Annotated in this window: 24 protein-coding genes and 1 pseudogene; 5 read left to right on the plus strand and 20 right to left on the minus strand. The window is 54.3% G+C overall.

All coding sequences use genetic code 11. The annotated features are described in order from the left end of the window. Positions 1-39 precede the first annotated feature (39 nt). Together KVT34_RS14470 and KVT34_RS14475 are read left to right on the plus strand one after the other, a co-directional pair. Positions 40-1,059, plus strand: coding sequence for a glycine-rich domain-containing protein (locus KVT34_RS14470; protein ID WP_309244092.1), 1,020 nt, complete (start codon positions 40-42; stop codon positions 1,057-1,059). Positions 1,060-1,147: 88 nt separating this feature from the next. Beyond that, complete coding sequence (locus KVT34_RS14475) at positions 1,148-1,882, plus strand: hypothetical protein (RefSeq protein ID WP_217559451.1); 735 nt, start codon at positions 1,148-1,150, stop codon at positions 1,880-1,882. On the opposite strand, the gene KVT34_RS14480 is transcribed toward KVT34_RS14475, so the two are convergent. The 3 genes from KVT34_RS14480 to KVT34_RS14490 form a co-directional block, all read right to left on the minus strand. After that, the gene (locus tag KVT34_RS14480; RefSeq protein WP_217559452.1) at positions 1,872-2,567 is read right to left on the minus strand and encodes a lysoplasmalogenase family protein; all 696 of its coding nucleotides are present in this window, start codon (positions 2,565-2,567) and stop codon (positions 1,872-1,874) included. The two genes, KVT34_RS14475 and KVT34_RS14480, sit on opposite strands and share 11 nt — an antisense overlap. A gap of 259 nt (positions 2,568-2,826) precedes the next feature. Next, entirely contained in the window at positions 2,827-4,170 is a 1,344-nt protein-coding gene (locus KVT34_RS14485; RefSeq protein WP_217559454.1) for an MATE family efflux transporter, read from the minus strand. Positions 4,171-4,173: 3 nt separating this feature from the next. Next, positions 4,174-5,010 (minus strand): DUF817 domain-containing protein, encoded by an 837-nt coding sequence (locus tag KVT34_RS14490; RefSeq protein ID WP_217559455.1) that lies wholly within the window; start codon positions 5,008-5,010, stop codon positions 4,174-4,176. A 192-nt stretch (positions 5,011-5,202) separates the two neighbouring features. On the opposite strand from KVT34_RS14490, the gene KVT34_RS14495 reads away from it, so the two are divergent. Beyond that, entirely contained in the window at positions 5,203-6,276 is a 1,074-nt protein-coding gene (locus tag KVT34_RS14495; protein WP_217559456.1) for a LacI family DNA-binding transcriptional regulator, read from the plus strand. Between the two features lie 246 nt (positions 6,277-6,522). On the opposite strand, the gene KVT34_RS14500 is transcribed toward KVT34_RS14495, so the two are convergent. The 7 genes and pseudogenes from KVT34_RS14500 to KVT34_RS14525 all read right to left on the minus strand — a co-directional run bounded on the left by KVT34_RS14500 (position 6,523) and on the right by KVT34_RS14525 (position 12,933). After that, positions 6,523-7,299, minus strand: coding sequence for a class I SAM-dependent methyltransferase (locus KVT34_RS14500; protein WP_217559457.1), 777 nt, complete (start codon positions 7,297-7,299; stop codon positions 6,523-6,525). A 159-nt stretch (positions 7,300-7,458) separates the two neighbouring features. After that, positions 7,459-7,725 carry a hypothetical protein gene (locus KVT34_RS14505; protein ID WP_217559458.1) on the minus strand — a complete coding sequence of 89 codons (267 nt, stop codon included), beginning with the start codon at positions 7,723-7,725 and terminating at the stop codon, positions 7,459-7,461. A 171-nt stretch (positions 7,726-7,896) separates the two neighbouring features. Beyond that, the gene (locus KVT34_RS14510) at positions 7,897-8,277 is read right to left on the minus strand and encodes a hypothetical protein (protein ID WP_217559459.1); all 381 of its coding nucleotides are present in this window, start codon (positions 8,275-8,277) and stop codon (positions 7,897-7,899) included. A gap of 542 nt (positions 8,278-8,819) precedes the next feature. After that, positions 8,820-9,188 (minus strand): VOC family protein, encoded by a 369-nt coding sequence (locus KVT34_RS14515; RefSeq protein ID WP_254634896.1) that lies wholly within the window; start codon positions 9,186-9,188, stop codon positions 8,820-8,822. Positions 9,189-9,234: 46 nt separating this feature from the next. Beyond that, a pseudogene (locus KVT34_RS32970) lies at positions 9,235-9,410 on the minus strand (transposase); the annotation flags it as partial. Positions 9,411-9,442: 32 nt separating this feature from the next. Further along, a complete protein-coding gene (locus tag KVT34_RS14520; RefSeq protein ID WP_217559462.1) occupies positions 9,443-10,831 on the minus strand; it encodes an MATE family efflux transporter in 1,389 nt (462 codons plus the stop codon). Between the two features lie 206 nt (positions 10,832-11,037). Further along, complete coding sequence (locus tag KVT34_RS14525) at positions 11,038-12,933, minus strand: PrkA family serine protein kinase (RefSeq protein ID WP_217559464.1); 1,896 nt, start codon at positions 12,931-12,933, stop codon at positions 11,038-11,040. A gap of 253 nt (positions 12,934-13,186) precedes the next feature. On the opposite strand from KVT34_RS14525, the gene KVT34_RS14530 reads away from it, so the two are divergent. Further along, entirely contained in the window at positions 13,187-14,143 is a 957-nt protein-coding gene (locus KVT34_RS14530) for a DUF2161 family putative PD-(D/E)XK-type phosphodiesterase (RefSeq protein ID WP_217559466.1), read from the plus strand. Between the two features lie 35 nt (positions 14,144-14,178). On the opposite strand, the gene KVT34_RS14535 is transcribed toward KVT34_RS14530, so the two are convergent. The 7 genes from KVT34_RS14535 to KVT34_RS31830 all read right to left on the minus strand — a co-directional run bounded on the left by KVT34_RS14535 (position 14,179) and on the right by KVT34_RS31830 (position 20,175). After that, a complete protein-coding gene (locus KVT34_RS14535; protein ID WP_217559468.1) occupies positions 14,179-15,696 on the minus strand; it encodes a WG repeat-containing protein in 1,518 nt (505 codons plus the stop codon). Between the two features lie 161 nt (positions 15,697-15,857). After that, complete coding sequence (locus tag KVT34_RS14540; protein WP_217559469.1) at positions 15,858-16,010, minus strand: hypothetical protein; 153 nt, start codon at positions 16,008-16,010, stop codon at positions 15,858-15,860. 403 nt (positions 16,011-16,413) lie between these two features. Next, complete coding sequence (locus tag KVT34_RS14545; RefSeq protein ID WP_217559470.1) at positions 16,414-16,572, minus strand: hypothetical protein; 159 nt, start codon at positions 16,570-16,572, stop codon at positions 16,414-16,416. A gap of 203 nt (positions 16,573-16,775) precedes the next feature. Beyond that, a complete protein-coding gene (locus KVT34_RS14550; RefSeq protein WP_217559471.1) occupies positions 16,776-17,420 on the minus strand; it encodes a hypothetical protein in 645 nt (214 codons plus the stop codon). A 323-nt stretch (positions 17,421-17,743) separates the two neighbouring features. Then, positions 17,744-18,739, minus strand: a complete 996-nt coding sequence (locus KVT34_RS14555) for an NAD(P)/FAD-dependent oxidoreductase (protein WP_217559472.1) — start codon at positions 18,737-18,739, stop codon at positions 17,744-17,746. A 226-nt stretch (positions 18,740-18,965) separates the two neighbouring features. Then, on the minus strand, positions 18,966-19,547 hold the full coding sequence (locus KVT34_RS14560) for a TetR/AcrR family transcriptional regulator (RefSeq protein WP_217559473.1): 582 nt from the start codon (positions 19,545-19,547) through the stop codon (positions 18,966-18,968). Positions 19,548-19,938: 391 nt separating this feature from the next. Further along, positions 19,939-20,175 carry a hypothetical protein gene (locus KVT34_RS31830; RefSeq protein WP_254634924.1) on the minus strand — a complete coding sequence of 79 codons (237 nt, stop codon included), beginning with the start codon at positions 20,173-20,175 and terminating at the stop codon, positions 19,939-19,941. Here KVT34_RS31830 and KVT34_RS14565 point away from each other — a divergent pair. Beyond that, positions 20,117-21,277 (plus strand): MFS transporter, encoded by a 1,161-nt coding sequence (locus KVT34_RS14565; RefSeq protein ID WP_254634898.1) that lies wholly within the window; start codon positions 20,117-20,119, stop codon positions 21,275-21,277. The two genes, KVT34_RS31830 and KVT34_RS14565, sit on opposite strands and share 59 nt — an antisense overlap. 162 nt (positions 21,278-21,439) lie before the next feature. Here KVT34_RS14565 and KVT34_RS14570 read toward each other — a convergent pair whose 3' ends face one another. The 3 genes from KVT34_RS14570 to KVT34_RS14580 all read right to left on the minus strand — a co-directional run bounded on the left by KVT34_RS14570 (position 21,440) and on the right by KVT34_RS14580 (position 24,595). Continuing rightward, entirely contained in the window at positions 21,440-22,741 is a 1,302-nt protein-coding gene (locus KVT34_RS14570; RefSeq protein WP_217559475.1) for an ABC transporter substrate-binding protein, read from the minus strand. 138 nt (positions 22,742-22,879) lie between these two features. Further along, a complete protein-coding gene (locus tag KVT34_RS14575) occupies positions 22,880-23,716 on the minus strand; it encodes a carbohydrate ABC transporter permease (protein ID WP_217559476.1) in 837 nt (278 codons plus the stop codon). Further along, positions 23,717-24,595, minus strand: coding sequence for a carbohydrate ABC transporter permease (locus KVT34_RS14580; RefSeq protein ID WP_217559477.1), 879 nt, complete (start codon positions 24,593-24,595; stop codon positions 23,717-23,719). Positions 24,596-24,697: the final 102 nt, after the last annotated feature.

The following is a 24,697-nucleotide window of genomic DNA, read 5'->3' on the forward strand; positions in this document are numbered from 1 at the left end:
TTTTTTAAACGGTTTTTTAATAGCATGAAATCACAGCCTGTGCAAAAACAGCCAAAAACTCCGCCCGTCCAGTTGTTTTCCTCTTTCGCTCCGTATGGGCTGGGTGTTCTGGAGAACGACAGCCTCAAACCGGTAGAAGCCCGGTTCAATGAGGTTTTCGGCAAATACGCCCAATATTGGGAGCATGTAAAAGCACGCGTACTGAAGGAGAATCCGGATATTTCCGAAACCGAGTATTCATGGATTTTCCTGGAGTTCAAACGCTTTCTGGCACTCAATATTTACTTGAATCAGGTGGGCATGTACAGCACGTCCGTCGATGAAATTTGGCACGAAGCTTTGATGTTCACCCGCGATTATCAGGATTTTTGCCGGGATCTTCTAGGGGAAATGATTCACCATTTGCCGCATGTCGGCGATACGGCGCAGCCGGGCGAGCACGAGCGAGCTCTGTTCGAGCTGGTCTACTCCCTTGTGTTCCGCTTCTACCCTGAAAACGAACAGCTGCTTGGCAAATTCGGACAGCGCAGGCTTCATCCGGAATTCGTCGCGTATGCCCGAGATTTTGACTGGAACCGGATCCGGCAGGATTATTTCAAGCCGAATACGATCGGCATTTATGAAGATGCCGTTCAGGAGCTGGTGCATCACCTTTTCAACGGGATCCAGAATGCCCCGCTGGCCGCAGCAGCCCGAAATTCCGGCAGGATGTCTTCGGCCGGAAGAACGCCGGCCTCTTCGTTTAACGCCAATGACGTCTCCAGCGCCGGTTACGGCGCCCTCAGCGCCCTGCTGTTCTACTCCATCCTGAACGGGAACGACGATCGTGAGGGAGGCGGCGGGAACGGATCCGGCGATTCGGACTGCAGCAGTTCTTCCTGCAGCTCCTCGGACTGCGGCAGCTCGTCGGACAACAATTCGTCCGGCAGCGGTTCTTCTTGCAGCAGTTCGTCATGCAGCGGCTCGTCCGACAGCGGTTCTTCCTGCAGCAGTTCGTCCTGCAGCAGTTCCTCGTGCAGCAGCTCGTCATGCAGTAGTTCGTCGTGCAGCAGCTCCTAACCCGGCCGGACAGTCCGGCTGTTTGCGGCAAACGTTTGTAAGGAGGGCGAATTCAAACGGCACTTTTTTAAAGCGGGAGGTAGGGGAATTGAAAACGATTGAGGACAGTTACGTGGCGTTCCTGGACATTCTCGGCTTTAAAGATCTGGTGGATAAGAACAGTCACCTCGATCTGCAAACTATCTTTTCCAACGACATTATGCACAATATCAACCGGACGAAAAAAATGATGGACGATGTAAACTCCGAGCTCGGCATGCCCAGCGCCATTCAAGTGCTTTCGGTATCCGACAGCATTATTATGTGGACGGAAGGGACCTCGCCCGTCCAGTTCGTGAACATCGTGAACGCGGCTTTCAGCGCCCTGCTGTTTTTTATGCAGCGGGGCGCTCCGCTCAGAGGCGCGATTTCCAAAGGCCCGGTCAGCGTTCACGAATCGGAGAACCAGAAAAACATTTTCGGCAAAGGAATCACAAACGCGTACAACCTGGAAAATATCCAGCAATGGTCCGGAGCCGTTATAGATGAGATTTGTCTGACGAAAGAAATCATCGCAAGCAGCGAGTATGAAATTCTGAGGCGCAAACATATCCTGGTGGAATACCTCGTTCCGTTCAAGACCGGACCGGTCGAATACCGGCATGCCATTAATTGGGCCGGTCTGGACGGCAAAGTTTTTTACGGCGATTACGAAGCCATCGAGAAACAGTTCGCCCGCCACAACAAGAGCATCGACGACTGGTCCGTCAAACAGAAAATCGACCATACCGCCGCTTTTGCGCGGTTCGTGCAGACGCTGCCTAAAGACGGGATCACAGGGTAAACGCGTAAACGATGCACATCTGGGCCGCCACGTAGGTCAGCCATACCCAGTATCCCTGATGCCGGAGAGACCGGCCTCCGATAGCTACGGCCCCGATGATCGTGTCCGAAACGACGAAGAGCAGCCCGCCGACAGCCGTCAACCAGAGCGCCCCGCCTAGGGACCAGGCCATAGCAGCCGCAGCCGACGCCATAGCCCCGATCCACAAGCCGTAGACGAGCGAGCCGGTGTTGAACAGGCGCGGAGCGTCGGGATTGCGGATCAGGAGCAGCCATGCTGCGATCAGCACCAGGCCGTAGAACACGGCGGCGACAGCCAGGCCCGCGTTCATAAGGCCAAGGCCTTCATGGTGCAGGGCTGCCGCAAACGCCGCAATATAGAAGACGTGCGCCACGGCGAACGTCAGCATTCCGCCGATCATCGGATGCCTCCAGGGAATGATCCCGGCCATGGACAAATCGCCGATAAACGACCAGGCCATTCCCCAGAAGATCCACTCTTTGGAGGAGGAAGCCGGATCGTCCCGCCACAAAGCAAAAGCAGCTGCGGTAAGTGTCAGACTGATCAGCATCCGCACCCATAACGGAAGCCGGACCTCCGTGCTTTTACGCCGGGCATCCGACATTCCAAGACCGGTACCGGCGGCAAACAAGATTACTTGAACGGCCCAAAGCCATCCCATCATCGTCTCCCCCTCCTCCCGTGCATACCCATGCACGCCTAAGCTGTTACCTATTCTTACCCCGCGTGTCCCGCGAGCAATCCGGCGCTTTTTAATCCGCGCATAAATGAACGCGTTTCACCCGCCAAACTCCATCGAAAGCCGGCCAAGTCCGCACGTTTATACACGTTATGCGCGTTCCTCGTTTCTTATCCTGCCTTTTCCTTTGTCACGTGGTGCGCATTTCCCCATAAAAAAAGGACGGCCGAATCCGGCCATCCATTCAGCGGCCTTCGGCCTCTTTAATCCGCACCGCAGCCCAGTCCGTCCGGTAGAACCGGTACATGACTGCAAGGCCGAAGGCGGCGATAAACGAATACAGTGAAATCCAGGCGCCCGCCGAACCGAATCCCCACACAAAGGTGAGCAAATACGCGAGCGGCACGAAAAAGACCCAACTGAGCACAAGCGAAGTTCCCAGCAGGAAGGTCGTATCCCCGATTCCCCGCAGACCACCCGCGTAGAAATTCAGGAGACCGTCAAACAATTGCAAAAACGCGGAAATCCGGATGAGGTCGGCGGCAAGCGCGTAAACCTCCGGGTCCTGGGAATACAGCCTCGCGATCGGAACCGCGAAAACGAACTCCACCGCGCCCAGGACCAGCAGGCAGATGCTGCCGAGCACCGCCGTGTCGGTGCCGTACCGGCGGGCCAGGTCGGGCCTGTGCTTGCCGACCTCGCGCCCGACGAGGATCGTCGCCGTGGATGCGAAGGCGAAAGCCGGCATGAAGCCGAGCGCCATCACATTCAGGGCAATCTCGTTGGCGGCCAGCGCCTCCGTCCCCAGGCGGGTCACGAACATCGTGAACACGAACATGGCCAGGCTCATCGCGAATTCCTGCATGCCGAGCTTTCCGCTTTCGCCGGCGATCAGGCGCGCTTCCCTGCGGTCCAGTTTGACCCGGGTGCGGGTCCGATATTTGTCATGGAGCCGGAAAAACACGATGTACACGGAGCCGATACTGCAGATGGCTTCCCCGATCAGAACGGCCAGCCCGGCGCCCGGAAGCCCCAGCTCGGGAAATCCTAGATGCCCGTACGTTAACCCGTAAGTGAACACAATCATCGCCGCATTCCCCAAAATCGTAAGTGCCATAGGAGACCGGGTATCCCCGATTCCCCTCAGAAATCCGAAAAGGACGAAATTCAGCACGGAAAACGCCATCGCATAAAACCGGAGCTCCAGGTATTCCTTCCCTGCGGCGACCAGTTCTTCGGAGCTTCCCATCAGCCGCAGAATCCCTTCGCTTCCGAACCACCCCGCAGCCAGGATGACGGCAATGAGAGCCAGGCAAAGGTAAAGCGCGATGTACGTGCGCTCCACGCCTTTCTTCATATCTCCGGCCCCGAAATTTTGAGCCACAAGATAATTCACCGTGTGACCGATCCCCGAGCAGGCCGCCCAGGCGTTGTACATAATAATGTTGCAGATTCCTACCGCAGCGATGACGAGAGCGCCCATCGGGCCCACCATCATCAAATTAATCGTACCGGTCAGCGTCGCCGCCGCGAACGACACGATCGACGGAACCGCAAGCCGCAAAATCATTCCCCAATTTGTAAACATAGACTACTCCTCCGGCACCGCCGCCGGAACTATCCTCCCGTCAGACTTGTTCTCCGATTGTTTGACCCGCTTAAGCTGCGCGACAATCAGGAAGCTCACGATGACCAGCAGGAACCACGAGCTCATTTTGCCGAAAGAAACGAGCTGCCAGTTTTCCCTCTGGTTCGGATACTGCCAAGCTCCCAGGAAGGTTGCGATATTTTCCGCCAGCCAAATAAAAAAGCCGATAAGAAAAAAAGAAAGGACGAGCGGCATCCGGTACGTTTGCCTGCCGACGGTAAACAGGACCGCAGTCCGGAAAAACAGCACGAACAGCAGAGCGGTGAGCACCCAGCGCAAATCCCAGATATAATGGTGGGTCATAAAGTTCAGATAGATCGCGGCTCCGAGCGGGACTGTAAACCAAGGCGAAGGCCAGCGCGTCAGCTCCACATGCAATCTCCGCCAGGCCTGGCACAAATAACTCGCCACGCTCGCATACATAAATCCGCTGTAAAGCGGAACTCCCCATACTTTCGTCCAAGCTTCCTCCGGATACGACCAGGAGCCCATATTCACCTTATAAATCTCCAGCGCCAGCCCGATCAGATGGAACAGGCAGATCACTTTCACTTCATCCCGGGTTTCAAGCCCCGTCCGGACCATCGCCCACTGGATCAGCAGACAGATGACCAGCATAAGGTCATACATGTGAGGGACGTTTGCCGTTTTCAGAACAGCCAGACTGAGAAAAATAAGAACGGGAAACAGACACGAAAGAGCTTCCAGCCAGCCGAAAAGCAGCAGCTGCCGAATCCCGTGACGTACAGATCGAATGATGGGAAACCCTCCCTTCAGCATATAGAGGTTCCAAGCGTTCCCGCTCGGAATCCATTCCTCTGCTAGTTTAGCACAAGTTTTCCAAGCAGAGAGAAAATAAAGCCGGAAAAAATCCCGCAATTATTTACGCCGCGGGTATTGACAGAACCTTTTTTTGAAGGAAAAATGAGGGGGCAGTGCTGTCAATCCGAACTCATTCAAAGGCGGTGCACGATGAGTAAACACGTCTCCATGCAAAACATTGCCGACCGGCTTGGCATTTCAAAATACACCGTTTCACAAGCGCTTTCAGGCAAAGACGGCGTCAGCGACGAAACGCGGCTGAAAATCATGGAAACCGCCCGGACCATGGGCTACCGCAAAAAAATAAACAAAAGCCCGGCCGCGGCCGGACTTTTCCAGGAGAGGGATGGCAGAAGAAGAGAGCTGGCCTTTTCCTCTTCTTCCTCCGATCCTTATATGCTCGTATGGATACACAGCGCCAAGCAGCAGGACCCGTTCTTCTGGCCGAAGGTCATCGACGGCCTCGCTCAGACGTGCCGCGACCTCCAGGCAGACTACATGCTGATTTCCGTCCCGCCCCACCGGGAAGACGAGCTGGCCGTGCCGGGATTTTTGGACCCGGCACGGTGTATGGGCCACATTCTGCTCGGCACCTTTTCGACGAGGGCGGTCATCTCTCTGCAGCAAACCGGACTGCCGCTCGTGCTTGTGGACCATGAGGAGCCGCTCGTGAACGTGGACTGCGTCGTCAACAGCAACGTCGACGCCGCAGTGGCCGCGTCCAAGCAGCTTTTCCGGGAAGGCTGCGACTCGCTCGTTTTCGTCGGGAGCGACTCCTTCTCCGTCAGCTTCAGGGAACGCGCGCTGGGCTGCCGGATCGCAGCCGAGGAAGCGGCCGAATCGGGCCGTCCCGTCTGCCTGAGCAAGTGGAACGTGCCTTACGCGAGCCCGACGTGGCCCCACGATCTGGCGGTCCGCGTAGGCTCCGTGTCCACGAGCGAGCTGCCGGACGGCTTCATCTGCGCGAACGATCACATCGCGCTGCGGCTGATGGCGCTGCTCAAGCAGCGGGGCTTCGACATCCCCGGACAGTGCCGCGTGATCGGTTTCGACAACATCGAAGCGGCGGCCGCTTCGTCGCCTACGCTCAGCACGGTCGAGCTGAGCAAGGAGCTCCTCGGCATCCGGGCGGTAGAGACGCTCCTGTACCGCAAGCGCCATCCCGGCCGCGCTCACGAGAAGATCGTCCTCGCGCCGGAATTCATCGCGCGGGCGTCGGGCTAGCGCAGGCGGTATGCCGCGAATACAGCGCGATATGCCGCTGGCGCGAGCAGAGCCGCGGCGAACCTTGCGGCGTGAAACCGGCGGGGTCTCACGCCGTGAGCGCGGCCCTGCCGTACGCGGCCCCTGCGCGCCTTACGCCGAGAGCGCGACTCTGCCGCCTGCGGGCCCCTGCGCGGCTCTGCCGTCTGCGGACCCTGCGCGACTCACGCCGCATGCAGTCCCTGCCGCCTGCGTTCCCTGCGCGACTCAGTCCAGCGGCTTCCGGGCCAGCACCCGGATCCGGCAGTAATCGCCGGTCCAAGCGCCGTCCCGGAACAGCGCTGGACGCAGGCGCTCCTCCACGCCCTGCGTGATGCGCTCCTGCGTCGCCGCGTCGATTCCGGCGAGGAAGCTGCCGGCAAAAGCGTGCAGCCAGTGCCGGATGGCCTGCTCTCCTCCCGGCAGCGGCGTCGGCCGGTCAAAGATCTCCGCGAAGCGGACATCGAGCCCGGCCCTCTCCAGCACGCCCGTATATTCCCCGATAGTCGGGAAATACCAAGGGTTCCGCGGCTCGGGGTCGATCCCCGCTTCGCGCACGGCTTCGTGAATCGCCCGCTCGATCCGGGCCACGTTGCCGAAGCCGCCGAATTCGGCCGCGAACCGCCCTCCCGGCCGCAGCGCTTCCGCTACCGTCCGCGCGGCTTCATCGGCCTGCGGGACCCAGTGCAGCGCGGCGTTGGAGAACACCGCGTCGAACGTTCGGCCGCTCCGGTATGTTCTCGCGTCCCCCACCTCAAAAGCAAGCTCGGGATAGTTCTGCCTCGCCTGCTCTATCATGGCCTCCGAGAAATCCACCCCGGTCACCTGCGCGCCGAGAAGGGATATTTCGTGTGCAAGGGTGCCCGTTCCGCACCCCAGATCGAGAACCGACTCTCCCGGAACCGGACTCAGAAGGTCCATCACCCCTTGGCCGAGCCTGGATACAAAATGCATCTGCGTGTCATAATGCCCCGCGTCCCACTTGCCTTGTCTCGCTTCCTTCATTCCGAACGCCTCCCGTTCCCGTCTGTGCGGGTAGTACATTCAGTATGATGAATCAGACTTATAATGTCTAATATATAAAAACTACGTTCATTATAGTTTTTGTCTATAAACAAAGCCGGACAAGCGTATTTCTACGCCTGCGGATTTGTTTTTCTTCTTTTACACATACCGCTCCAAATAAGATAAAACGACCGACACCAAAGCAAACACGAGCGCCGTCAGCGTAATTTTGGAACGAATGAATCCGGCCATCCCTTTGTTCTGCTTTTCGAGCTGTTTTTGCTTGTTGGGGACCTCGATTTGACTCGGGTCATTGTCTTTTCTTCTCATCGTGAAAGCCTGGAAACCGATGCCGCTCACGATTGCCGACACAACGAGCAGAATTAAAGCCAGTAAAAATAAGGTATCCGAAATTGATCTAAGCACAAGCGACCATCCTTATCTCGTTCGATTACGGGTTATTTCCCTATTATACTTCATTTGCCCAATAGAATCTCCCTCTTCCGTCCTTTCCCGCCGTTATCCGTCTGAAAAAAAGGAAGGCCGCCCGCTTCTGCGGACAGCCGTCTGCGGCCTTAAGCCGATATATCCTTTTCGTTATCTTTTATAAGGATACGGATAGTAGGGTGGATAGTTGTAGTGAGGCGGATAGTGCGGGTAGTAGTGCTGCGGGTAATAGTGATGTGGGTAGTAGTGATGATGATGATAAGGATAATAAGGATGGCCGCCGTGGTAACCTCCATGGTATCCGCCATGATAACCCCCGTCATGATAACCGCCATGGTAACCGCCTTGGCCCCCGTGGTAGCCGACCTGACCGCCGTGATAACCCCCGTATTCTCCCTGCTTCCGCGCTTCTTCGTCCGCTTCCGTATTAACGACCCATTCGCTTTGGTTCCATTCCTGCTGCAGACCGTATGTGCCTTGACCGTATATGTCCTGGCCGTACGTGCCCTGACCCTGAGTTTCGAATGTCATAAGCAATCCCTCACCCTCTGTATGTTGTGCCCAAAGGCATTTTGCATCTAACACATCGTATGAACAGATGCCCAGAACGTGAGAAAAGCGCCCAAACTTGGGCGCCTGCCTAGATAAATCCGGATAAACGGATGTCCGCTGTAATATGAAATGTCATTAATGGGCTTTTTGTATGAACGAAATGTCATCTACAGCATCATCAAATGTCAATTTGTATAAATGTTGTATGGTCAAATGTCAAAAACGGTAGGTTGTATCTGTTACTCGGTTAAAGTGGCGAAAATATCCTTGAATTGATCCGCGCAAAGATTCTCAAGTTTCGCAAAGTCGTCAACCCTGTGTTTAAGTCCGAATGTTCAGATTTTACTATTCTGTTTATCGTAAGGTAGGGGTGGGAAGCTAGGATATGTAATAGATGAGAATATCAGTGTAATAAATGCACACCCTATGTAGTTAACGAATATATATTTCCCAATAAAGTAAGAAAGAGACCCGATGTTTCCCATAATTCAACTTTAGTATATCAGATTGATTCCATTTTTCTAATTTTTTGAAGTAATTCTTATATAATAACCGTCAGGATCTACTATTCTAAAGTCAGTCGCCCCCCACGGTCTAACAGTTACTCCGGTTTCTATAGGGTAATTGCTATTTTGTATTTTATTTACATACGTTTTAATGTCATCTACTTCAAAAACTATTTCAACACAAACTCCTTTACGTTCTGACTCTGACCCCGGTTTTAGATAATGGTTGTCATCAAGCAGGGACAAAACACCAAGACCAATGACAGCATCACCATTTCTCATTGAAATGTATTTATCAGACTCTTTTCCCTTCGTAAAGCCCAACACATCAGTATAAAATTTCGCAGAATCATTCAAGTTCTTAACAAACAATTCAATTCTCATGATCAAGTCGTTATACCCCCTATTTCAATAACATAATATTTACCGTCAACAGCCTTAATAATCTGGTGAAAGGTGGTGAGAACACCAGTTCAAGACGATCCTTGTTTTCTTGCAGGAAACTGAAAGTATCTTTGCGTGATGAATTCGAGCATTGTCCGATACCATAACGATCTTCCCGGTTGGATAGGCAGCTAAGACTTGTTCGAGAAATGCCAAGAAGGATTAGCTCGAAAAGGATACGATAGAAGCGGCCGCTACGCTTTTTGAACGCCGCCGGCGAGCATACTTGCTTTTTTCCAATTGCCCCAGAAGTAGTAGGCGACCGAAAGGAGGGAACCCAGCGTAAAGCCAACCGGAAAACTCCACCATACGGCATCCAGACCGTAGGAATCGGCCAGATAATACGAGAGCGGGATGCGCACGCACCAAAGCGCCAGGAACGTGATCAGAAGCGGGAACATAACGGCCCCCGTCGAACGCACGACACCCGAGACCACGAAGGTAATGCCGAAAATGATAAAACTCCAAAGCGTCAGCAGGTTGATCCGCATACCGATTTCGATGGCCTGGCCTTCCGGCAGGAACAGGCTCAGGGCACTGCGGTTGAACAAATAGATCAGGCAGACGAGTACGCCCGTCATCAGGACATTGTACATGACCCCGACGCCGGTTACGCGGTGCACCCGGTCCCACCTGCCCGCGCCCACGTTCTGGGCCGCAAACGACGAAACGGCTCCGCCGATCGCCATAGCCGGCATCTGAATGTAAGAAGACAGCTGGATCGCCGCCCCATAGGCCGCCGTCGCCTCCGATCCGAACCGGTTTACGAGGTTGATCATAGCCAGCGAGCTTGTAGAAACCACGATCATTTGAAGCCCCATGGGAACGCCTTTCTTCACCAGCGATCCGATAATCTCCCCGTCGAAGCGCAGCAGATGCCGGTCTTCGCGCGTAATGCGGAGAAAATATTTTTTCCGATACAGCGACCCTAATATAGCGACGAGGGCGACAAACTGCGAGATGCCCGTAGCCAGTGCGGAACCCGAAATGCCGAGTGCGGGGATCGGACCCCAGCCGAAAATCAGCAGCGGATTCAGCGCGATGTCCAAAATGATGGACAGCACGAGAAACCGGAAGGGCGTTTTGGAATCCCCCGCGCCGCGCAGGATCGTCATAATCATGTTATAGCAGAACATAAACGGCATGCTCATAAAAATAATTCTCAGATAAGCGTTGGCCATGTCCATCGCATCCGCGGGAGTGTGCATCCACTGCAGAATCTGTGGGGATAAAAGCACGCCCAGTATACCCACAACCAGCGAAAGGGTGAAGAAAAACAGGGCGCTCGCTCCTACCACCCGCTTCGCCTGGGCGGTATCGCCCGCTCCGATGCTCTGTCCGATCATAATCGTGGATGCCATTCCTATGCCGAAGATGGAACTGAGCATAAGAAACATCACATTGTTCGCATTGGATGTAGCCGCAAAAGCGCTTTCACCCAAAAATTTACCGACCCAGATGCTGTTAACCGTCCCGTTCAGTGATTGCAGCACATTCCCATACAAGACGGGCAGGGAAAACAGGAGCAATTTTCTCGCAATCGGGCCTTGGGTCAAATCCATTTGTGCTTCGTTTTTCGCCATGGCGGGGTGCTTCCTCCTAATAAAATGAGCCGCGCTTGTATGATTCCCTCTCGGGAACCATACCAACCGCAGCAAACCGATATCCTAATGTTACCATAGCGTAAACCCGGTTAGCGAAGTTCTTGTGCGGACAACAGAAACCGCCTATCTCGTCATTTCACGATTGTTAGGCGGTATTCTTCGGTTATCTTGGTTTAAGAAAAAAATTACCGGTTCAAGAGACTGCCGACATACCGCAGCAGCTCGTTCGCGCAAACCGGGCAGTAGCCGTGCCCGTCAATCAGCTGCCGGGTCACTTCGTTGATTTTCTTTAACTGCCTTTCATCCGGTGTCTTGGTGGAAGTCGTAATTTTGACGATATCCTTCAGATCGGCGAACAGCTTCTTCTCAATCGCTTCGCGCAGCCGTTCATGCGTACTGTAATCGAACTTCTTCCCTTTGCGGGAGTAAGACGAAATCCGGATCTGAATTTCTTCGCGGAACGCCTTCTTCGCATTTTCGGAAATGCCGATCTGCTCCTCGATCGAACGCATGAGACGCTCGTCGGGGTCCATCTCTTCCCCGGTCAGAGGGTCTTTGATTTTGCCCCAGTTGGAGTAAGCTTCGATATTATCGAGATAGTTGTCGAACAGCGTTTTGGCCGACTCGTCGAACGAGTACACGAACGCTTTCTGCACTTCCTTCTTCGCGATATCGTCGTATTCTTTGCGGGCGACCGAAATAAAGTTGAGGTACCGCTCCCGTTCGTCCCGGGTGATGGACGGATGCTGGTCCAGTCCTTCCTTCAGCGCCCGCAGCACATCGAGTCCGTTGATGCACTGAAGATCGTGGCGGATAAGCGCGCTGGAAATCCGGTTGATGACATAGCGGGGATCGATGCCGCTCATTCCTTCTTCCAGATACTCGTTCTGCATTTCTTTCAGGTCCGCATCCTTGTAACCTTCCACGGCTTCGCCGTCGTACATCCGCATTTTTTTCACGAGATCCATGCCCTGTTTCTTCGTTTCCTTAAGCCGGGTCAGAATGGAGAAAATAGCGGCGGCCCGCAGCGCGTGCGGCGCAATATGAATATGCGACATATCGCTCTGTTTGATAAGCTTCGTGTAAATTTTCTCTTCGTCCGTTACCTTCAGATTATAAGGAATCGGCATGACAATCATCCGCGACTGGAGGGCCTCGTTCTTTTTGTTCGCGATAAACGCCTTGTACTCGGATTCGTTCGTATGCGCCACAATCAGCTCATCCGCCGAGATAAGCGCGAAGCGGCCCGCTTTGAAATTGCCCTCCTGCGTCAGAGACAGCAGATTCCAGAGAAATTTCTCGTCGCATTTCAGCATTTCCTGAAACTCCATTAGTCCGCGGTTCGCCTTGTTCAGCTCTCCGTCGAAACGGTAGGCGCGCGGGTCCGATTCGGAGCCGTACTCCGTGATCGTGGAAAAATCGATGCTGCCGGTCAAGTCGGCAATGTCCTGGGACTTCGGATCGGACGGACTGAACGTGCCTATCCCCACCCGGTCGTCCTCGGAGATCAGCACCCGCTCGACCAGCACGTTCTCGATGTTGCCGCCGTATTCGGTTTTCAGCCTGAGCTGGCAGGACGGGCACAAGTTCCCTTCGATGCGGATACCCAGCTCGGCCTCTATTTCCGGCCTCAATTCATTCGGAATGAGGTGAAACGGATCTTCGTGCATCGGGCAGCCTTTAATCGCATAAACGGCTCCCTTGTCTGTTTTGGAAAACTGCTCCAAACCCCTTTTCAGCAGCGTGACGATCGTCGATTTGCCTCCACTTACCGGTCCCATCAGCAGCAAAATCCGTTTGCGGACATCCAGACGCCGTGCGGCGGAGTGAAAATATTCCTCCACCAGTTTTTCGACTGCGCGGTCAAGCCCAAAGATCTCCTTGTCGAAAAAATTGTACCGGGTGTGCCCGTCGTTTTGTTCAATGCCGTGAGAAGCGATCATTTCGTACACACGCGCATGGGCTGTCATCGCCAGACCCGGATTTTGCCGCACGAGCTCGAGATACTCCCGGAGTGTGCCCGACCATGCAAGCTGCTCCTTCTCGGTCCGGTGCTCCGTGATGCGTTTGAAAATATCCATGGGTACCTCCTCTCACTGCCATTGCCTCAAAAGAGCGGATAGCTCGTGATAGTGATTTTAGGGTACTACAATCCTATGCGGTCCAAGGACGATTCTTGCCACTAAATTTGTACAGGAACAAAGGAAAAACAAGCCTTACAACCGGTGGCAGATCGGTGGAAGTCTTTGCCGCGGGTAGCCGACCGGACGTCTTTTTCATGCTATAATCAAGAAACCGGAAAACCGTTTTAGAAGGAAAGGGGCGTATAACACAGTGGCGATTCGGAGCGAAACGGAGCTGTACGGCCCGGTTAAAGCCTACTGGGAGAAGCTCGGCTACGACGTCCGGGGAGAAGTGCGGCACTGCGATCTCGTCGCCGTTCTGGAGGGCGAGCCGCCCGTCGTCGTCGAGCTCAAGCGCAGCTTGACCGTCCCCCTGCTGCTTCAGGGACTCCGGCGGCAGGACGTGACGCACCGCGTCTATATCGCGATCGAGCTTCCCGCCAAAGGACGCGTCCCCCACCGGATGACCTGGGCGGACATCCGCAAGCTGTGCGGACGGCTCGGTCTCGGGCTCATCACGGTGCAGTTTTACAAAACGCGGAAGCCCGCCGTCGAGGTCGTATGCGAGCCGCCGGGCTCCGGCGAAGCCGCTCCCGCGCGGAAGACGCGCAAACGCGCCGCCGAGCGGGTGCTTGGCGAGTTCCGCGAGCGCAGCGCCGACTACAACGTGGGCGGCAGCCGGGGGCTCAAGCTCGTCACGGCTTACCGCGAGAAGGCGCTGCACTGCGCCCTGCTGATTCGCGAGCAGGGGCCGCTCTCTCCCCGCCGCCTGCGCGAGCTTACGGGCAACGCCAAGACGCCGGCCCTGCTCCAGCGCAACGTGTACGGCTGGTTCGTCCGCGTCAGGCGGGGACTGTACGGGCTGACGCGCCCCGGCGAAGAAGCGCTGGACACGTTCGCCCACGTGGCGGCCCGCTTCATGCCTCGCGAGGCGGGGGCGGCCGCTACGGCTGAGCTGCCGGGCGGCGCGTCGGAGCCTGCGGACGCGCGTGACGCACAGGATGTGTCGGAGCCTGCCGACTCGCCGGACTTGCGGGACGCATCGGGTCAGCGGGACATTAACGCTCAGACGGACAAGCGGGATAAGCCGGACGCATCCGGTTTGCAGCAGGCCCCGTCTACGCGGAGAAGGAAATCAGCCAAAGCAAAGAAAGGAGGCTCGACGTGAGCCTCCTTTCTTGTTGAATCTGTTTCTATGTCATCTTACTCAGGCTTGTAGCCGGATTTTGTATCGATCGTTAAAGCGTTTGAGGCAGCATCCCACGAAACGTTAAAATCAAGCGCTTGAGCAAGATCCCGAAGTTTGAAATAATTGTTGCCATCGAGCGTGTAGGCTGTGAAGCGGGCTTCCTCCGAGTTTACAAGCAGCTTTGCCGCAGCCGGGGCCGCCCGCTTGACGGTATGCTGACCGGTTGCGGCAAGTTCTCCCCCCACTTCGGTGTAAGCTTTTGACGTGATGAGGCGAATAACCTTGGCATCTTGATCCCAGCCGACTTCAAACCCTTTGTCCGTCCCGTTCAAAAGCATGGCCAAATCGCGCAGCTTGAAAAAATTGTTCCCGCCGATGTTATAAGCCTCCGGGGAAACTTCCCGCCCGTTTATCGTTACTTTGGACGCGGAAGGCAAAGCGGATTGAGTTTGCGGCTCCTGAGTTTGGACATTCAGCGGATTCGGCATAAAATAAAAACTTCCTTGTCCGCCGTCCGCAACGGTAGCAAGACCACCGCTAAAAGAGGAACCCATCAAATCGTAGCTATAGGGCACAACGGCTTTTCCCGTTTGATCAATGTAGCCTAACATTTCATTTTCATCTTCGTTTTCGATGGACACCAAGGCAAGTCCCTCAGAAAAAACAGTATATACATCAATGAATTGCGGCCGGATGATCATCGTATCCTCTTTATTTACATACCCCCATTTGCCGTCGACTTGAACGGGCGCCAGATCACCTTCTTGGAAGGGACGGGCTTCATCATAGTGTGCTTGGATGACTTCTCTACCCGACAAATCGATGTATCCCCACTTTCCTTCATGTTTGACAGCTGCCAGGCCGCGGCTGTACGGAAAAGCTTCCTCATACTTTGGCTTTTCGATTTCTGCGCCGTTTTGGTCGATAACGCCCCATTTGTCCTTGATCTTAACCATAGCCCTTCCCTCACTAAAAACCGAAGCGGCTTCGTATTGAAACGGAACGACCTCTTTACCCTCTTTATTTATGTACCCGTATTTTTCATTTTTTTTCACGGGAGCAAGCCCGTTATTAAACGGGTTAGTATCCTCATAATCAAACGCAATCACTTCTTTTCCGGTTTTATCCACATACCCCCATTTATCGTCTTTTACTACTTGGGCAAACCCCTCTTCAAATACTCTTCCCACTCCCGTATAAATAGGTGGCACAGCAAACTGTCCGGTTTTATCGACATATCCCCATAATCCGTCGATTCGGACGGGAGCCAGACCATCATGAAATATTCCCGCAGCTTCAAACCGGGCCTTGATCACGATTTTCCCGGATGTATCGATGAATCCGAAGGAATCGGTCTCTTCCCCGGCTTCCATATAAAAGGCCAGTCCTTCCGATAGAACGCCTACCTCTACATATGGCAGATAGTCAGGTTGTGGAACACTCCCGCTGCCTGAAGCCTCGTTTGCATTTGTAACGGCCATCATACTGAAAACTAAGGTAAAAACAAGTATAAAACCGACAAGCTTTCTCATTCGAAAAATTCCCCCATAGACATTTTACAAGCAGAAAATTTTACGACCACTCTAGCAATTGGGTAAAATTTACTATCCCAGCATATACGAATCTACATTTTTTGAACAGAGGGTAATTCATTACATAAAAAAAAGGACCTCTCTCCGAGAAGCCCAATTCCCTATATGTTGATTCCAAGTAGGGTGACAAGCCATAAGCCCACATAAAGCGCAATACCCAATATAACCAGTATCAGCAAAATATTGAGCAGCCGGATCGTCAGGCTCCATGGGTTTTTCTCCCTCTTCAGGTTCAGGTTCGAGCGTTCCGTCACAACATTCACCTCATTTAAATAATCGTATTTATAGAAATATCATTACGTATAATCTGTAGGAAGCTTACTGAATTTGATAGAGCGCACTGCAGCTTCTTCATTAGCCCTCCAATAATTTTCGTCGCCCCCGGCATCATTTCCGGTTGTGTAAATAAAGATCCCTTAACTGTGTCAGAGGACATTTCCCAAGTCGCTTGAGGATTCATGAAAAGCTGCCAGTCGTCCATATGCACTGCTAGTACAGCGATAGTTTTATTTTTTATGTGATTTCATTATTAAAAATAAAACTGCAATTATTGTTATAACGATAATCGTTAAAAATATGATTCCGACTGGCGTTATCAAATACCCCATAAGTAGCACCTTCTCTCGTTGAGGTTACAGAAGCAGCAGCGCAAGCTTTTTACCCCTTTGCATTCATTCCATAAATACCTACAAACCATAAGCCTACAAAAACGACTATGCCCAATATAACCAGTATCAGCAAAATATTGAGCAGCCGGATCGTCAGGCTCCATGGGTTTTTCTCCCTCTTCAGATTCAGATTCGAGCGTTCGGTCACAACATTCACCTCATTAAATTAATTGTATTTATAGAAATATCATACATCTTTTCTAGATATTGCGCACGATGTGTTTTCATATCTCCCCGCATCATTGCCCAGGCACGGCTTCCCGCTTATTTCCCTGCAGCCTGTTCCGCCATCCCGGCTGCAAAAAAGAGCCTTCACCCGGCTTAGAAAACCGGGGAAGACTCTTTTTCGTTTTAACGTTTGAGTGAAGCAATCAACTGGCCGGTGGACACGACCTTGGTGTAATCCGCCGGTGTTCCCGTGTGGGTGTAGCCGTCCGGCCAAAACGTGGTCGAAGAAGGCGGCGTCGAATTCGCGGAGGAAAGCACCGTCCACGCACCCGCGCTGTTTCGGAAGCTGATGCCGCTGCACACCACCTGATTATGGAGCGTATTCCAGTTCGGCAGGGGATTCGGAACCGTCGTAAACGACCGGTCGCAGGCCGCCACTACCAGCCGCGCACTCGTAAGCGAACCGAAAGTGCCCGTCGCGCCCGAAAAAGTTTTCACCACGGTGCCGTTTACCTTAAAGTCCAGCTTGTTCGAACTGTTGACGGACAGCTCGATGGGCACGGTGCTTCCGGCCGCAAGATTGAAGGCCCCGCCGTCGTTGGCGGCTCCCGTGTTCCAGAACCAGTGCCATTTGCCGTTTAGCGCTTCCGTATAGTTCGTGGACAGGCCGCACTCGTAATTCGTATTGGACCCGTAAACGCCCAAATAAAAGTTAATAAAACCGCCGGTCGTTCCGACCGATGCGCTGGAAGGCAGCTGGATATTCGTTTTCAGCCCGTAAACCGCATCGCTTTTGGTCCACCGTAAAATTTTCGCATACTCCGCCATAGATTTGTTCCTCCTCAGGTTCATTCAAAGGTAGGAGCTGATCCCGACGTTTCCCGCAGGACGGTCTGAGCCTTGAAAAAAGGCACGGCCTTGCTCCTTCACTTAATAAGGCGAACAGAGTCCGGCTTTTACAACCTGCTTTTAAAACTTTTTTATCGAAAAAGGAATCGGCAGGATCTTTATGTACGTCAAGTCAGGCCACCTCGCCTCGCGCCACGTCGAGCTCTCACGTAATCTCAGCAGCCTTCCACGCCGCAGCACTAAAAAAAAAGGCGGAGGACCGGTCACCTCTCGACAGGTGCCGTCCTCCGCCTTTCGTGCGGTCAGTTGTTCTTCTTGCGGATCGCTTTGTTCATCCAGATAGCCGCCATGGCACCTTCGCCCATCGCGACGGTGAGCTGCTCCGCATGCACACCGATATCCCCGGCCACATAGACGCCGGGAATGTTCGTTTCCTTGCTGCGCGGATCGGCCAGCAGATGGCCGTTCTCCATCCGTTCCACGCCGAGCTGCGCGGCCAGCCCGGAGTGGACGGCATTGCCGCCGAAGCCGAGGAACCCTCTCTCGGCTTCCAGCGTCTCGCCGCCGGCCAGTTCCACGCCGCCGATCCTGCCGCCATCCTCCAGGATGGCGGCAATCGGACCGGCGACGGTGTCGATGCCGGCGCGCTCCAGCTTCTCCTGCAGGTCCGCGTTAACGGGTCTCCGTTCGTGATTCACGAACGTGAGCTTATCCGTCCGCGGACGCAGGGTCAAAGCCATGCCGGCGCCGGGATTTCCGGCACCCAGCACGAGCGTGCGGCGGCCCGCCACTTCGTGGCCGTCGCAGTCCGGACATACGTACACCGTATGTCCGAGGCATTCCCGCAGCCCCGGCAGCTCCGGGAAGCGGTCCATCACACCGGTAGCCAGCAGCAGCGTGGCACCGGTGTATTCGGTGTCCGGCCCGGCCCCGGACTCATCGGGCAGTCCCCGCCCGCCGGGCTCGTGCGCCGCCAGCGGATGGCGGCCGCCGCGTTCATCCGGCAGGAGCTTCCGCACGCCGACTCGGAAGCCGGTCTCCAGCGAGCCCGCCAGCCGGACGGCCAGCCCTTCGGCGAACGCGACGCCGACCGCCTCGGCCTGGCCCCGGCCCGTGCGCCGCAGCTCTTCGCCGGATATCCCGTCGGGGTAGCCGAGCACGTTATGGTAGCTGGCGCACAGAGTGGAGCGGCCGTATCCCGCGTCGATAACCAAGACGCGATGACCGTAGCGCCCAAGCTGGATGGCCGCCTGCAGGCCTGCAATTCCTCCGCCGACAATAATCGAATCGTATGTCATAAGTCACCTTCTTTTATAATAGAGAGACAAGCGAAACAACGTCAAACCTTCTCTTTACTATACCCTTCGCTTACAAAATGTAATCGGTTCGATTACACTCTTATCGGGTTCAGGTGATCTTTTCCGACGCCGCGACGCCCCCATGCCTAGTGCCAGAGTGCCGTGCGCTACACGCCTTGCACCGAACGCCGCGCTCCCTTGAAACGTCCAGTTTCTTTCCAGCCGGTCAGCGAAGCAAAGTTAGCACCGTCTTTACCGTGTTATCGGCGAACTGCCTGTCCGGACGAGATTTAAGCATGACGGTAAGCCCGATCAGCGAAACCAGCAGAGCCTGGGCTGTTCCTCTTGCTTCCAGCGCCGCATCCAGCTCCCCCGTGCGTATTCCCCGTTCAATCGTTTCCTGAAAAATTACCGATAGGTACAATTGATGTTCCCTAGTAAGAATCTCGAATTTCTCATCGTGGGGTGCCAGCTCCACCATCGTATTAATACTGAAGCATCCCCGGTTCAAGCTTCCCTCATATTCATCCGCTACGATTCCTTCGAACAAAGCCCGGAAAGCGTCTTTTACGGAAGTGCGGCTTTGCAATTTGGCCCGGATACGGGCGGCGTGAGCCTGTGTATAACTTCGCAGAGCGGCCTCGAACAGCTCTTTCTTGCTTCCGAAAGCGGCATACATGCTTGGCCGCTGGATGCCCATTCTGGCCGTCAATTCAGTTAATGAAGCGGCTTCATATCCTTTTTCCCAAAACAACCGCATGGCCGCATCCAAAGCAGCGTCCTCATCGAATTCTCTTTGCCGGACCATAGGAACACCCCTTATTATATCGTTCAGTATGTTATCATTTTAGTTTTCATTCTACTTCTTGTCAATAAATCAATGGCTTCTGTTGGAGGATATCCCCACTGCAAATTTAAAAATACTGGTTCTGTACTCTTTTTTAATTGGTGGCGCTTTTACAAATGTCCCTTGACAGATGTGTCTTTTGCTGGTAATTTAACAATCATTATGTACCATTCGGTATATTATAAATTTTAAAATTCATCCAAAGGAGTGGAAGTAACATGGTTACCCCCTGCAAAATCGGCTCTCGTGCCGGACAAACGAATGGTGCATCCGGTCCGGAAACGGCGTCAGGCGCCGCCGCGGCAGAAGTTTCTGTCCCGATCCCGCCAGAGACTGAGACTCTCGTGCAAGATCAGACATCGGCGCCGGTTTTGGAACCGTCACCGGCAGCAGCCTTGCCTACGGCGTTAATACCTGCACCGGCATCGACCGGGGCATCCATCGGAGCCTTGATCGCGGATTCGCAACCTCGCTCCACATCGCTTTCGGCACCAGCCTCGCTTCCCGTACCGCCTACGGGTCCATCTTCCTTGTCCGCTTCGAAGGCGCTGCTTTTCTCCGCCGCTTGCGGGCTCGCCGTGGCCAACATTTACTACGCGCAGCCACTGCTCGATGCTCTCGCGTCGGAATTCGGAGTAGCTCCCGCTGCCGTGGGCCTTGTCGTTACCGTAACTCAGATTTGTTACGCTCTGGGCCTGCTGCTGCTCGTGCCCCTCGGGGATCTGCTGAACCGGCGGCGGCTGATCACCGTTCAAATGCTGCTCTCGGCCGGCGCTCTCCTGATCGCCGGCACTGCCCCGTCCGCACCGGTACTGCTGGCCGGACTTGCCGCTGTCGGGCTGCTCGCCGTCGTGACTCAAGTGCTTGTCGCTTACGCGTCCACCCTCGCCTCCTCCGATGAACGCGGACGCGTCGTAGGCGTGGTTCAGAGCGGCATCGTGAGCGGCATCCTGCTGGCACGAACCTTCGCCGGCACTCTGACGGACTTGGCCGGCTGGAGATCGGTTTATCTCACCTCGGCGCTGCTGATGTTTGTGACGGGGGCCGCCCTGTACCGGATTTTGCCGAATGTTCCTCACACAAAAACGGAACTCTCTTATCCTCGGCTGCTCCGTTCGGTTTTCGCTTTGTTTATAGAAGAACGACTGCTGCGGATACGCGCCGTCCTGGCTTTCCTGATCTTTACCGTGTTCAGCACCTTGTGGACCGCCCTTGTCCTTCCTCTCAGCGCGCCTCCGCTGTCGCTTTCCCATACGGCTGTCGGCGCATTCGGTCTTGCCGGAGCAGCCGGAGCTTTAGCCGCCGCCAGAGCGGGCAGGCTGGCCGACCGGGGCCTGGGACAGCGAACCACCGGATTGGCGCTGGTTCTGCTGCTGGCGTCCTGGGGCTTTATCGGATTCACGCCCCATTCGCTGGCAGCCGCGGTCATCGGCGTCATCCTGCTCGACCTTGCCGTCCAGGCCGTCCATGTGACGAATCAGAGCCTGATCTTCACCGTACGCCCCGAGGCACGGAGTCGGCTGACCGCCGGGTACATGATCTTTTACTCGCTCGGCAGCGCCACTGGAGCGATTGCATCGACAAGCTTGTACGCCATCGGCGGCTGGAACGGAGTATGCCTTTTCGGCGCTGCCGTCAGCGGGCTGGCCCTTCTCTTCTGGGTTATTACACGAGGGCATGGTCCCGAATAAACAAAAGCGGTTCCTTTACGGATAAGGGACCGCTTTTCCTCCGTTTACCGGTGCTTCCTTCCCTCACTTAGAGCCGCCCCCTGCCATACATCCGGCAAGCTTTCCCACACACACAAAAAAACGCCTGCGATTCACATCGCAAGCGTTTCTTTAACTTTTTTCTTACTGCGCGGTTTTCCCCTTAAGGTTGTCCCACGTTTTCTGGAAGTCGTCCAACATTTGATCTTTCGTTTTCTTCCCGGCTACATAAGCCTGCATCGTGGCTCCGAATTCCTGCATGGCGCCTTCCGGATACTTGGAGGAGTTCCAGCCCAGAACTTTGTTCTCTTTGCTGTACGTCATAATATCCGCGGCCAGGTCTCCGAGATCTTCGGGTTTGGCTTCGATGTTCGTAAAGGCCGGAATGAATTTGAAGTCATGGGTGATAAAAGCTTTGCCCGCATCGGAAGAGACGAGCCAGTTCAAAAATTCTTTGGCTTCGGCTTTAACCTTGGAGTTCTTGTTGATGACCCAGTTGTTCGGAACGCCCACATAAAGCTTGTCCGTTTGAGCCGCGTCATCGTTGATCGGCATCGGCAGAATACCGATGTTCAGATCTTTGTTGATGCCGTCGATCTGAACTTGCGTCCAGTTGCCCTGCTGCATCATAGCGGCCTGGCCGTTCGCGAACATCGTGACCTGCGTGTTGTAGTCGGTCGTCAGCGGATTTTTATTGCTGTATTTCAGGGTTAGATCCACCATTCTGGTCCACTGCTCGAAGACCGGGTTGCCCTTGAATTTCTCGGTTCCGGCGTTCAGGCCGGCGATAAATTTGTTGGAGTCCGGCTGGTTGGCGAACGCGACGTTAAGCGTATGGTTGCCCAGCACCCACCACTCCTGGTACCCGTTTGCGAACGGGGTGATGCCGGCCGCCTGAAGCTTCTTCGAAGCTTCGTCGAGCTGAGTCAGCGTTTTCGGAAGCTCGGTGATGCCGGCTTTCTTGAACAAGTCCTTGTTGTAAATAAAGCCGTAGCCTTCCAATCCCATCGGCTGTCCGTAGATTTTGCCGTCCTTGGTCATCGGTTCTTTCGCAACCGGAACCAGGTCTTTTACCCAGGGCTGATCGGAGAGATCTTCAAGATGCTCCATCCATGTGTTCATTTCCTGGAAGCCGCCGTTGTTGAAAATGTCGGGCGTATCGCCGCCGGCAAACTTGGCTTTGAGCGCCGCGCCGTAATCCGCGCCCCCGCCTACGGTCTGGATGTCCAGCTTCACGCCGGGATGCGTTTTCTCGTATTCGGCTTTGACTTTGTTCAGCGCTTCCGCGATTTCTACTTTAAATTGAAAGATTTTAATCGTTTTCGTTCCGCCTTCGGCCGCATTGCCGCCTTCTGCGGTTTTACCGGAATCTCCGCTTCCGCATCCTGCGAGCACGGTGGACATCGCAAATACGGAAACGAGTGCGAGTGTAGAAAGCTTTTTCATGGTGAAACCTCCCTTTATGGTCTTGCCTCTTTCTGGATGACTTCTTCATTATATAAACCGGAGAGAGCCGTTAACACGTAAGCTGTTGATCTGTTGAGTGGAACAAATTGACCTTACACGTTTTGTCAGATCCGTAAGTCATCCCTTAACCGATCCAGCCGTAATGCCTTCGATAATATAGCGCTGCATGGCAAGGAAGAAAATGATAATCGGCGTAATGCCGAGCACGAGTGCCGGCAGAGCCAAATCCCACTGCTTCATATACTGGCCGAAGAACGAGAACGTGGCCAGCGGAATGGTACGCAGGGACTGATTTTGCAGGACGAGCGACGGCAGCAAATAATCGTTCCACGTCCAGAGGGCGTTGAGAATGATGACGGTTACGAACATCGGCTTAAGCAGCGGCAGCACGATGCGCCAGAACACGCCGTAAGGGGACGTTCCGTCTACGACAGCCGACTCTTCGATCTCCAAAGGAATCGATTTCACGAATCCGTGGAAGAGGAAGATCGCCATCGGCGCCCCGAATCCCAGGTAGCAGATGATCAGGCCCCACAGGCTGTCCATCAAGCCTACGCCGGAGAGAACCTTCACGAGAGGAATCATGATCGACTGGAACGGAATGACCATCGCAGCCACGAACATGCCGAACAGAACTTGATTGATGCGGCTTTTATACCGCACCAGCCGGTAAGCCGCCATGGCGCTGATGAGCGCGATGCCGATGTTGCTGATCACGGTAACGATCAGAGAGTTCCAGAAGACGACCGGGAAATTGGTGATGCTCCAGGCCCGCTTGTAATTTTCGAAGTGAAACGATTCCGGCCAGCTGGCGGCATTGGAAAGCAGGTCGCCGAAGCTTTTCACGGAGTTCACGAGAAGGAAGTAAAACGGGACAAGGAACAGAAGAGCGATGACAAACGTTACGATTTCGGCGATAAACACACGCCCGGAGTAACGGTTTTGTGCTTCCATTTACGCTTCGACCTCCTTGCTTTTCGTGAATCGGACCTGCAGCCACGTGATGACCGCGACGACGATGAAGAACACCAGCGCCTTGGCCGTTCCGAGACCGTACCGGTTGTTCTGGAACGCTTCGCTGTAAATATTCATCGCGACGGATTCCGTCGAACGGAAGGGGCCGCCTTTCGTCAGCGACAAATTGAGATCGAACATTTTGAACGTCCACGAGATGGCGAGGAACAGGCAGACGGTAACGGCCGACATGATAAGCGGAATCATAATGGAGCGCAGAACTTGTCCCTGCGTAGCTCCGTCGATCTGTGCCGCTTCGATCACGTCTTTGGGCACGTTGCTGAAAGCCGCGATGTAAATGACCATCAAATACCCGGCTGTCTGCCAGACGAACACGATGACAATGCCCCAGAAGGCGGTGGTCGAATCGCCGAGCCACGGAAGATTGAAGAAGCCGATTCCCGTCATTTCACCGATAGCGGAGAACCCTTTTACGAAAATAAACTGCCAAATAAATCCGAGAAGAAGTCCGCCGATTACATTCGGCATAAAGAAAACGGTTCTTAGGAAATTCCGGGTTTTAAGCGGTCTCGTCAGCAGATACGCCAGAACGAATCCGACCAGATTGGACAGCACGACGCCCACGAGCGTAAACCGGACGGTAAACCAGAACGCACTCCAGAAATCTTGATCCTGGGTAAAGATTCTTTTAAAATTATCAAAGCCTACCCAACTGACCTCGCCGGATACCCCGTTCCAGTTCGTGAACGAGTAGTACATGCCGAGCAGGAAAGGGATGATAATAATCAAGGTAAAGAAAAGGACCGCAGGTCCGAGAAAAAATAATTGCTGACCCCATTGCGATGAACGCTTATGCATCTGTCTTCCTCCTTTGTCTATGGAAGGTTGTGTATTTAGTATAGGGCGCTCCACCCGCTCCCCACTACCGCACGAGGTGAACCGTTAGGTGGAATATATTGA

The sequence above is a fragment of the Paenibacillus sp. GbtcB18 genome, from assembly GCF_019091125.1.
GTDB lineage: Bacteria > Bacillota > Bacilli > Paenibacillales > NBRC-103111 > Paenibacillus_F > Paenibacillus_F chitinolyticus.